Below are 9,488 nucleotides of genomic sequence, written 5' to 3' on the forward strand. Positions count from 1 at the left end.
GAGAGTGAAGGAGCGCACATGGAACCGCAGGTAGGAATCATCATGGGGTCCGACTCGGACTGGGACACTGTCGCGCCCGCGGCGGAGATCCTCGCTGAGTTCGGCATCCGTTTCGAGGTCGGGGTTGTCTCCGCGCACCGCACGCCGGAGAAAATGCTGGCGTACGCCAAGGGTGCGCATGAGCGCGGCCTGCAGGTCATCATCGCCTGCGCTGGTGGTGCGGCGCACCTGCCGGGCATGGTCGCGGCAGCAACACCGCTGCCGGTCATCGGCATTCCGCGTGCACTGAAGGACCTGGACGGACTCGATTCGCTGTTGTCCATCGTGCAGATGCCGGGTGGGGTGCCCGTGGCCACCGTGTCCATTGGTGGCGCGAAGAACGCCGGCCTGCTCGCCGCGCGCATTCTCGGCTCTTCCGACCCGGCGATCCAGCGCCGCATGGTCGACTACCAGGCGAATATGGCCCAAGAGGTCGAGCGCAAGGACGAGGCGCTGCGCGAGCGTCTCCTCGGCGACGGTGAGTAGTACCCCGAACCCCGTGGTGGTGCTCGGGGCGCGCATTATCGACGGCCGGCCATCGCGCATGCTCGAAGCGCGCCTGGCCACGGCGCTGTCTGTCGCGTCGACGCATTCCACCGCCCCCGTCGTCGTGACGGGGAAAGGGGAATCGGCAGTGATGGCGCGCTGGCTCATCGAGCACGGTCTGCCCGCCTCACGCATCGTGGAGGAACCAGAGGCGACCTCCACCAACGAGAACTTGGAGAATTCCCGGAAGCTATTTCCGGAGGCAGCGCGCCTCATCGTGGTCACCAACGGTTTCCATGTCGCGCGCACGAAAGTCTGGGCGGCCCACCTCGGCGTGCCCGTCACAGTGGTGGCTGCACCGACGCCGAAGACGTCCAGGTTGAAGAACTACTCCCGGGAGATCATCGCCGTCCCGCACTCCGCCGCACGGGTGGTGTGGCGCAAGCTCGTCCGTCGCTGGTTCGGGCGGTAGACGCTGCTTCTCAGTCGGTGGCTAGGCGCGGCGGGCGGTGACCTTCTCGGCCTCGGCGATCTGCTCGATGCGGTCGGCGGAGGCCATCCCGGCGATGACCACCACGGAGCCACCAGCGGCGAGCGGGGCCATCACATTCGCGTCGAATTCCTCGCGCGATGTCCAAGCGGGAATGAGAATGCGTTCGGCTGTCGTTCCCGGTGCTGATTCACCGTCTGTGGGGGCGCTCCAGTCGGCGAGCTCGGGGGAGTCGCCGAAGTACTGGTCGCCGTAGAAACGGACGGTCGGGCCGAAGTCGACGATGCCGGGCGGGAGCGTCCCGCCGGTCTCCGTCACGCCGCGGCCGAAAGGATCATTCGAGACCACCACGACGTCGGTGCCCTTCGGCCAGTTCTCCATCCGGTCGACGGTGGTGAAGACCAGGTTGGGGTTCGGGGTGTTTGTGTTGCTGGCAGTTGTGCCGGCGGCGCCCGGGCTGAGGGTGAAGGTCAGGCCGGCGTTGTAGATGCCGATGGGCAGGACGGCGGCCTGCCAGGAGATGGGTAGGTCCACGACGATCGTGGGTGCGGCGGAGGGGTCGTCGAATTCGAATTCCTCGACGAGCATGTTGGCGATCTTGTTGGCCCAGTTCTCCAGCGTCACGCCGGAGAACTCCATCCGCGTGCCGGCGGTCTCGTCGTAGACCGTCAGCCGGGGGCTGGCAGGGTCGGTGGACACGATCGGCGTGAGCAGGCTCATGGCAACCCATCGTAGGGAAAACGCTGCGGCCAGGTGTGTGGGAAGTTAGTTCACACAGCGGGGGCCGGAGCCGCCGGCGTTGATCTCCGGGGCGACCTCGGCGGCGCCGAAGTCCTCGCCCGGGGTGCCCACGGTGTCTTCCTCCGTCAGCTCGTCGGCACCGGCATCGGGGTCGACCTCGTCAGAGGCGGGGCCGGTGTAATCGTCGGCGGTGACCACGATGACGGAGCCGGGGTCGAGGGACTCGTTGACGGTGACAGGCAGGCCGCCGAGCAATTCGGCGAGTTCTGCGGCGGCCGGGTCGTCGGCGGTGGGGGCGACGATCTGGGAGGTGGCGTAAATGCCGGGGGTGGCGTTGCCGATGCTCTCGATCGTGAGCTTCTTCTCCTCCAGGAAGCCGCCGACGGCGGCCGCCAAGCCCGGAGTGCTGCCGGCGTTCAGCAAAGTGACCGACGCACCGGTCAACGCGGCGGAGATGTCGGCGGCACCGTCCGCGCCATCGGGGTTGCCGGTGCCGGTCTCGTCGGTCGGCTCGGCGGTCTCTTCCTGCTTCTGAGCCAGGTCGTCCATGAAGTCGTGGACCTGCTGCGGGTCGACGGTGACGATGGACTCGCCATAATCGCCCACGCCGTTGACGGAGGTGACCGGAATGGTGGAGAAGGTGACATTGCCGGCGGCCAGGTCGGACATTTGGCTCACCAGGCCCATGACATTCCAGCCGGAATCGACGTTGACGGAACGCTCCACCGCATTGGACAGCTCACGCAGCTTCGCCGGGTTTGACAGGGTGCCGGCGGAGATCGCCTCGTTGACCAGGGAGGCCATGAATGCCTGCTGGCGGACGATGCGGTCCAGATCGCCGCGTGGCAGGTCGTGGCGCTGGCGGACAAATGCCAGAGCCTCCGTGCCGTCCAAAGTGGAGCGGCCGGCGGGGAATTTCGCGCCGGACAACGGCTCGTCCACTGCTTCGTTCAGGCAGACCTCCACGCCGCCGACAGCGTCGGTCAGCAGCACGAAGCCGAGCAGGCCCACCTGGGCGTAGTGGTCGACTTCGACGCCGGTGAGGTCAGCGACGGCGTCGATAAGCCCCTGCTGCCCAGCTTGGGCGGCCTTCTCCTCGAGCTCCTTGCCTTCCTTCTCCCCGTCTTCGAGAAGTTCCTCGCGCTTATCGTTCGCGTACTGGCCGTAGATGCCGTTGATCTTCGTATTGCCGTACGTCGAATCGTGGATGTACGTGTCACGCGGGATGGACACGGCGGTGGCGCGGGAACCGTCGTTGGGCACGCGGATCACCATGATCGTGTCTGTGTTCAGCTCACCGCCTGCCTCGCCCGCATTCAGTCGCGCCAACTCGTCTGCGGAAAGCGGGTTGCCCTGGGCGTCGGTGCGGGAATCGGAGCCGACCAGCAGGATGTCCACTGCGCCGTCCTCGCCGTCGAGGTTGTCGTCCGACAATGTCAGATCCGTCGACGAGAGGTTCCCGCCCAAGCGGCCCACGGAGTAGTACCCCAATGCGGAGACGAGCAGGATGAGGACAGACAGCACCGCCAGCACTGCCTTCAGTGCCGGGTGGCCTGCCTGGCTGATGTCCTTCACGCGGGAAGGGGCCGGCTGGATATCGCGCACCGGCCGGTATTTCACGCTCACGAAAATTGCCCCTCTAAGTCTCGTCCACACGCCGCCTGCCGTGCGGAGGTGCGGGCTGCCACGAGCAGCCCAGCGGAACCCCGCGCGGAGGGTTCTTCACATTAGGTGGAAAGTATAGTGCACACTCCCGCGCGCGCCGGGATCCAGCAGCAGCTGTCGGCTGTAAGCTGCCAGACTGTGAGTACGACTTTTGGACGAGATACCGCGGCGGGGCAGAGCGCTGCCCCGTTGGCCGTGGTCACTGTGACGTTCTCGCCGGGGAAGCACCTGGCGGGGCTCGTCGATACGCTCAGCTCCGCCTCCTCATGCGAAACGCGCCTGATCTGCGCGGATAACGGTTCCACCGACGGCGTGCCGCAGGCGATGGCCGCGGAGCGCGCGGACGTGGACTTCATGCCCACCGGCGGAAATATCGGCTACGGCGCGGCCATCAATGCTGCTGCCCGTCACCTCGCCGCGGCGCGTGAGGCAGGCGAGATCGACGGCGAGTACTTCCTCATCGTCAACCCCGACGTGGAATTCAGTCCCGGTTCCCTCGACAGGCTGCTTGCGTGCGCCCGCGAGCATCCGCGCGCCGGGGCGGTCGGTCCGCGTATCGAGGAGCTCGACGGCTCGGCCTATCCGTCAGCGCGCGAAGTGCCCACGCTGGTCACTGGCATCGGGCACGCCGTGCTCTACCCGGTGTGGCCGGGCAACCCCTTCAGTAAGGCGTACAAAGCGGGGGAGAACCTCACGACGGTTCGCCCCGCCGGCTGGCTGTCGGGCTCGTGCCTGCTCGTGCGCTGGGAGGCTTTCGACGCCATCGGCGGCTTCGATGAGCGCTACTTCATGTACTTCGAAGACATCGACTTCGGCGACCGTTTATCCCGCGCCGGTTGGGACAATATCTTCTGCCCTGATTCCGTGATCTTCCACGATCAGGGCCACTCCGCGAAGAAGCATTCTCGCGTCACCGTGCCCGCGCACCACGATTCCGCCTACCGCTTCCAGGCCGACCGCCACCCGCACGCCTGGCAGGCGCCGATCCGTGCCGCGCTGTGGTTGGGACTCAAAGGCCGCGCCGTGCTCGCGGGCTTTTGGGGAAGCGCTTGAAGGAAGGGCTTTCCAGGCGAGTTCCTAGCCACTGTCCAGTCGCTTGGCCCCGTCAAAGCGCCCTATTGGCAGACCGAACCGTTAGGTTAATGCGCAAGCTTCTCCCGCGGCGGTGATGCTGCGGGTGAGTTCAATTCCATACCTTCATCAACGAGACGACGAACGGTAGCAACCAACAGAAAGGCCGCACCACACAATGGCTTCCACGGTAGACCCCTCCCAGATCGATGCAGTCGTGCTGGTCGGCGGGCAGGGAACACGCCTGCGTCCGCTGACGGTGTCCACGCCCAAGCCGATGCTGCCCACCGCCGGTTACCCGTTTTTGGCGCACCTGCTCGCCCGCATCAAGGCCGCGGGCATCGAGCACGTGGTCATGGGTACCTCTTATAAGGCGGAGGTCTTCGAGGAATACTTCGGCGACGGCTCTGAGATGGGCCTGGATATTGAGTACGTCGTGGAGGAGGAAGCGCTGGGCACCGGCGGCGGCATCCGCAACGTCGAGTCGCGCCTGCGCTTCGACACGGCCATGATCTTCAATGGCGACGTGCTCTCCGGTGCGGATCTGGGCGGCATTTTGCAGACGCACGCCGATAAGGAAGCGGATGTCACGCTGCATCTCGTGCGCGTGCCGGATCCGAGCCAGTTCGGCTCCGTGCCCACTGACGCGGATGGCCGCGTGGAGGCCTTCCTGGAAAAGACGGAGGCGCCGCCGACAGACCAGATCAACGCCGGCTGCTACGTCTTCGAGCGCGATGTGATCCGTGCGATTCCGGAAGGCCGCGTCGTCTCCGTCGAGCGCGAGACATTCCCCGGCCTGCTCAAATCCGGCGCTCGCGTCTACGGCCACGTCGATGCGAGCTACTGGCGCGACATGGGCCGCCCGTCGGACTTCGTCCAGGGCTCGTCGGACCTCGTCCGCGGTATCGCGCCCAGTCCGCTGTTGGAGGGGCGCACGGGAGAATCGCTTATCGACGAATCCGCTGGTGTTGCCGGCGGCGCCATCCTCGTCGGAGGAACCTCTGTCGGCCGCGGCTCCACCATCGGCGCGGGCTGCCGCCTCGATGACTGTGTGGTCTTCGACGGTGTCACTATCGAGCCCGGCGCCATGATCCGTGATTCCATCATCGCCTCCGGCACGACCATCGGTGCGAATGCGCGCATCCAGGACTGCGTGATCGGCGACGGCGTGAATATCGGTGCGCGCTGCGAGCTGCAGGGCGGAATGCGCGTGTGGCCGGGCGTGGATATTCCGGACCTGGGAGTGCGTTTTTCGCCGGACGCGTAGCGACACGCCGGGGAACCAGCGCATTAGTTGCTTGCGGGGGCACCCACCACTATATCTAGTACCCCCGTGCGTCACCCCCGTCGCGAGGGGTATGTGGCGTATGTGACTGATGTTGCGTGCGACGGCCGAAACCCGCGCTAATGCCCAGCGAAGCGATAGTTTTGTCCCGCTTCGTGTTGACGCTATTTAGTGCGCGAGGGTTGAATCACACTTGTGTAATCAGCGGCGGCCACACGGTGGGGGCGGTGCTGACGGCATGGCACTATGGCGGGCATTGGCAATCAGCGCCACGACAGCAACACGGCGACAAACAAGACTCAGAAAGGGGACGGCGTGGAAGATATGGTTTCAGGCGCCACTCTCCGCGGCGCGGCTGCGGGCGGAATGACCCTCGACGAACTTTTCGGCACCGTCGAGCAGGAGTGGCAGGACCAGGCCCTGTGCGCTCAGACTGATCCGGAGGCATTCTTTCCTGAAAAGGGTGGATCCACACGCGAGGCGAAGCGCATCTGCCAGGCATGTGCAGTGCGCGACGAGTGCCTTGAATACGCACTCGAGCACGATGAGCGCTTCGGCATTTGGGGCGGTCTCTCCGACCGTGAGCGCCGCCGCCTGCGCAAGCAGATCGGCTAACGCTTCACTCAGTACTGGAAGTTCGGGTCGATATCCCGCGGGTCCAGATTCAGATAGTGCGCGACCAGAGCGGTCAGAACCACAGTGAGTAGTTCTGACCGCTCTACTGCGTTTGTGCAGCGCTGCTCGATCGGCATGCGGAAGATCACGATGCGTGCGCGCGTCGGATTCCCGGCGCGGTCCACGCCCGCCTGCAGTACGCGGCCCAGCGGGATCGGGCCGTCGGCGTAGATCTCGTCGGGCATGATCATGTCGGAGCGCAGCCGCATGCGCGGGATCGTGTCCACTGCCAGGTCCACGCCGGTCAGGTGGTCGAAATAGCGGTTCTGCAGCGGCGCATACGCTTCGAGCACTGCCTGGTCGAAGTCCATGGAGCGGGTGCGGTAGCGCGGGACGGACACCGGCATGAGCGGCCCCCGCACACCGTGGCCGTGGCGGTCGCGTCGCACGGGCAGGCGCGCGGTGTCCGTGCCTGCGCCTGCGGCCGGACCGTGGCCGGGGCCGTTGCCGGAGCTGGTGTCCAAGCGTGCGGGGTGTGCGCCGGGGTGAGTCATAGCTATCAATCTAGGACTGTGCGCCAGTGGGGCGAGTGCGGACGCGCCGCGCGTCGCGAGCCAAAAACTAAACCTTGGGTTTAGACTATTGCCCCGTGAGTACCTTCCGCCGTTGCTGTCGCCCCGGGTGTGGCCGCCCCGCCATCGCCACGCTCGTGTACGCGTACTCCGAGAAAACCGCCATCGTCGGGCCGCTGTCCCCGTCGCCGGACCCGCACGCGTGGGATCTGTGCCAGCGCCACTCCGAGCACATCACCGCCCCCGTGGGCTGGGAGATGGTGCGCATCGACAATATCGAGCTCTCCGACGAAGAAGAGATCACCGCCCTGGCCCAGGCCGTCAGCGAGGCCGGGCGCGTGACCACGGGCCTGGTGGATACCACTCAGGACCCGATCGAATTCGACACCGAGCGTGATTTCACTAACCCGGACACGTCCAACCACCCCGTGTACCGGACAAAGCGTGTCGGCGAGCACCTCGCCGAGCACAAGGCCGCCCGCCGCGCGCACCTGACTGTCGTGCCCGATCCGGATACGGATACAGAACAGACAGACAGCGATTCGCGCTAGCGGGCACCGATTCACGCTAGCGGGCGCCTGGGACTGCTCTGGGAGTGGCAGACAGGTCGACCCGTAGTACCCCGAACGCGTTTAAGATCGGGGGTCATGACTGAACAACCGTCACAGCCCGCACACCAGAACCACACCCGCACTCGCTCCCGCGAGGATGTCGAGGCGGCCATCAAGGCCTACGACATTCGCGGTGTCGTCGAACCGGCTGATCAGGCCACTGTTGACGAGGACTTCGTCTTCGACGCCGGCGCAGCATTCGCCTCCATCCTGCGTGGGGAAGGGGAGACCACCCTCGCTGTCGGCCACGACATGCGACCGTCTTCGCCGGCGCTGGCCGCCGCATTCGGCCGCGGTGTGACCAGCCAGGGCCTGAACGTCATCGATCTGGGCCTGACGTCTACCGACGAGCTCTACTTCGCCGCCGGCGTGATCGGCTGCGCCGGGGCGATGTTCACCGCCTCCCACAATCCGGCGCAGTACAACGGCATCAAGCTCTGCCGCACCGGCGCCACCCCGGTCTCCCAGGACACGGGTCTGGCGGAGATCACCGACATGCTGGTTGAGGGCGTGCCCGCCTACGACGGCGAGTCTGGCACGGTCAGCCAGCGCGATATTCTCGGCGAGTACGCGGACTTTCTCCGCGACCTGGTTCCGGTATCGAACGACCGGAAATTGGTCGTCGCCGTCGACGCGGCGAACGGCATGGCTGGCCACACCGTCCCGGCGGTGCTGGGCAGCGAGGAGAACCTCGATATCCGTCCGCTCTATTTCGAACTCGACGGCACGTTCCCCAACCACGAGGCGAATCCTTTGGATCCGAAGAACTTGGTGGACCTGCAGGAGTTCGTCGTCAAGCAAGGCGCGGATATCGGCCTCGCCTTCGATGGCGACGCGGACCGCTGCTTCGTCGTCGACGAGAAGGGCGAACCTGTCTCCCCGTCGGCGATCACCGCGCTGGTGGCAGAACGCACGCTCAAGGCGTCCCCGGGTGCGACGATCATTTACAACGCGATCACCTCACAGGCCGTGCCGGAGCTGATTGAAGCTAAGGGCGGCACCCCGGTGCGCACGCGCGTGGGCCATTCCTATATCAAGGCTGAGATGGCTGATAAGGGCGCGCTCTTCGGCGGCGAGCACTCCGCGCACTACTACTTCGCTGAATTCTTCAACGCCGATTCCGGCATGGTCGCCGCCCTTCACGTGCTCGCCGCCCTGGCGGAGCAGGACGCGCCGCTGAGTGAGCTCATGGCCAGCTACAACCGCTACGCCGCATCCGGCGAGATCAACTCCGAGGTCGCCGACCAGGACGCGACGATGGAGGCAGTGGTCGAGGCGTTCGCCGACCGCACGGAGAACGTCGACCGTCTCGACGGCGTGACCGTGTCGCTGAAGGACACGAAGGCCTGGTTCAACGTCCGCGCCTCCAATACCGAGCCGCTGCTGCGCCTCAATGTGGAGGCTGAGACCCAGGACGAGGTCGATGCGCTCGTCGCTGACGTGCTGGGCATCATCCGCGGTTAAGGAGCGTGGAAAATGGCACCTGAGACGTATTCTGACCTGGGCGCCGACGACCGGAGCTATTACGACGGGGCAGCCGGCTACGACATCGAGTCCGTCCGCTTCTTCGACGTCGCCCACGAAGGTGCGCATGTCCGCGCTGTCGCGCAAGCAATAGAGCTTCTCGATGGGCTGCGGAACACCTCGCCGCGCAGCGTCGTTGTGTTGGTCACCGACGCTGTCTCAGAGGCCGCGGCGCAGTGCGCTGTCGCGCTGCTCAATTTCGGCCGCGCCCCAGTGATGGTCACCCGTTTCGTGCCTGAATTCGTCGGCGCCCTCGATGTCGTCATCGTCGTGGGCGATGCCCCCGACGCGGAGAACGCCACCCGCCTGATCAGCGCGGCTGCCGGCCGCGGCGCCGAGGTCGTGCTCGCCGGTCCCGCATCCGGCCCAGTGGTCGAGGACATCACGCC

General features: G+C 65.9%; 10 protein-coding genes and 1 pseudogene. 8 read left to right on the forward strand and 3 right to left on the reverse strand.

The genetic code is table 11. The annotated features are described in order from the left end of the window. Positions 1-18: 18 nt before the first annotated feature. A complete protein-coding gene (gene purE, locus J5Y21_RS09940; protein WP_210575150.1) occupies positions 19-525 on the forward strand; it encodes a 5-(carboxyamino)imidazole ribonucleotide mutase in 507 nt (168 codons plus the stop codon). Further along, positions 518-997: a YdcF family protein gene (locus J5Y21_RS09945; protein WP_349236988.1), complete on the forward strand. Its 480-nt coding sequence runs from the start codon at positions 518-520 to the stop codon at positions 995-997. The genes purE and J5Y21_RS09945 overlap by 8 nt, the downstream gene beginning before the upstream one ends. 21 nt (positions 998-1,018) lie before the next feature. On the opposite strand, the gene J5Y21_RS09950 is transcribed toward J5Y21_RS09945, so the two are convergent. Together J5Y21_RS09950 and J5Y21_RS09955 are read right to left on the reverse strand one after the other, a co-directional pair. Continuing rightward, positions 1,019-1,735 (reverse strand): TIGR03089 family protein, encoded by a 717-nt coding sequence (locus tag J5Y21_RS09950; protein ID WP_210575162.1) that lies wholly within the window; start codon positions 1,733-1,735, stop codon positions 1,019-1,021. A gap of 45 nt (positions 1,736-1,780) precedes the next feature. Next, positions 1,781-3,382, reverse strand: coding sequence for an LCP family protein (locus J5Y21_RS09955; RefSeq protein WP_210575163.1), 1,602 nt, complete (start codon positions 3,380-3,382; stop codon positions 1,781-1,783). 177 nt (positions 3,383-3,559) lie between these two features. Between J5Y21_RS09955 and J5Y21_RS09960 the strand changes: the two genes are divergently transcribed. The 3 genes from J5Y21_RS09960 (at position 3,560) to J5Y21_RS09970 (ending at position 6,392) form a co-directional block, all read left to right on the forward strand. Next, positions 3,560-4,474 (forward strand): glycosyltransferase family 2 protein, encoded by a 915-nt coding sequence (locus tag J5Y21_RS09960; protein WP_210575164.1) that lies wholly within the window; start codon positions 3,560-3,562, stop codon positions 4,472-4,474. Between the two features lie 196 nt (positions 4,475-4,670). Continuing rightward, complete coding sequence (locus J5Y21_RS09965; protein ID WP_210575171.1) at positions 4,671-5,759, forward strand: NDP-sugar synthase; 1,089 nt, start codon at positions 4,671-4,673, stop codon at positions 5,757-5,759. Positions 5,760-6,092: 333 nt separating this feature from the next. Beyond that, positions 6,093-6,392 (forward strand): WhiB family transcriptional regulator, encoded by a 300-nt coding sequence (locus J5Y21_RS09970; RefSeq protein ID WP_076599791.1) that lies wholly within the window; start codon positions 6,093-6,095, stop codon positions 6,390-6,392. Positions 6,393-6,400: 8 nt separating this feature from the next. Here J5Y21_RS09970 and J5Y21_RS09975 read toward each other — a convergent pair whose 3' ends face one another. Next, on the reverse strand, positions 6,401-6,799 hold the full coding sequence (locus J5Y21_RS09975; RefSeq protein WP_246875155.1) for a metallopeptidase family protein: 399 nt from the start codon (positions 6,797-6,799) through the stop codon (positions 6,401-6,403). A 242-nt stretch (positions 6,800-7,041) separates the two neighbouring features. On the opposite strand from J5Y21_RS09975, the gene J5Y21_RS09980 reads away from it, so the two are divergent. The 3 genes and pseudogenes from J5Y21_RS09980 to J5Y21_RS09990 form a co-directional block, all read left to right on the forward strand. Further along, complete coding sequence (locus tag J5Y21_RS09980) at positions 7,042-7,515, forward strand: DUF3499 domain-containing protein (protein ID WP_210575176.1); 474 nt, start codon at positions 7,042-7,044, stop codon at positions 7,513-7,515. 96 nt (positions 7,516-7,611) lie between these two features. Further along, positions 7,612-9,039 (forward strand): phosphomannomutase/phosphoglucomutase, encoded by a 1,428-nt coding sequence (locus J5Y21_RS09985; RefSeq protein WP_210575178.1) that lies wholly within the window; start codon positions 7,612-7,614, stop codon positions 9,037-9,039. Between the two features lie 12 nt (positions 9,040-9,051). After that, positions 9,052-9,488, forward strand: a pseudogene (locus J5Y21_RS09990) (hypothetical protein); the annotation flags it as partial.

Origin of the sequence: Corynebacterium sp. Marseille-P3884 (assembly GCF_017942225.1) — a bacterium.
Lineage (GTDB): Bacteria > Actinomycetota > Actinomycetes > Mycobacteriales > Mycobacteriaceae > Corynebacterium.

Excerpts from the sequence above, each read along its gene's own strand:
- purE (WP_210575150.1), top strand. The coding sequence starts at position 19 with ATGGAACCGCAGGTAGGAATCATCATGGGGTCCGACTCGGACTGGGAC.
- J5Y21_RS09950 (WP_210575162.1), bottom strand. The coding sequence starts at position 1,735 with ATGAGCCTGCTCACGCCGATCGTGTCCACCGACCCTGCCAGCCCCCGG.
- J5Y21_RS09965 (WP_210575171.1), top strand. The coding sequence starts at position 4,671 with ATGGCTTCCACGGTAGACCCCTCCCAGATCGATGCAGTCGTGCTGGTC.
- J5Y21_RS09975 (WP_246875155.1), bottom strand. The coding sequence starts at position 6,799 with ATGCCGGTGTCCGTCCCGCGCTACCGCACCCGCTCCATGGACTTCGAC.
- J5Y21_RS09985 (WP_210575178.1), top strand. The coding sequence starts at position 7,612 with ATGACTGAACAACCGTCACAGCCCGCACACCAGAACCACACCCGCACT.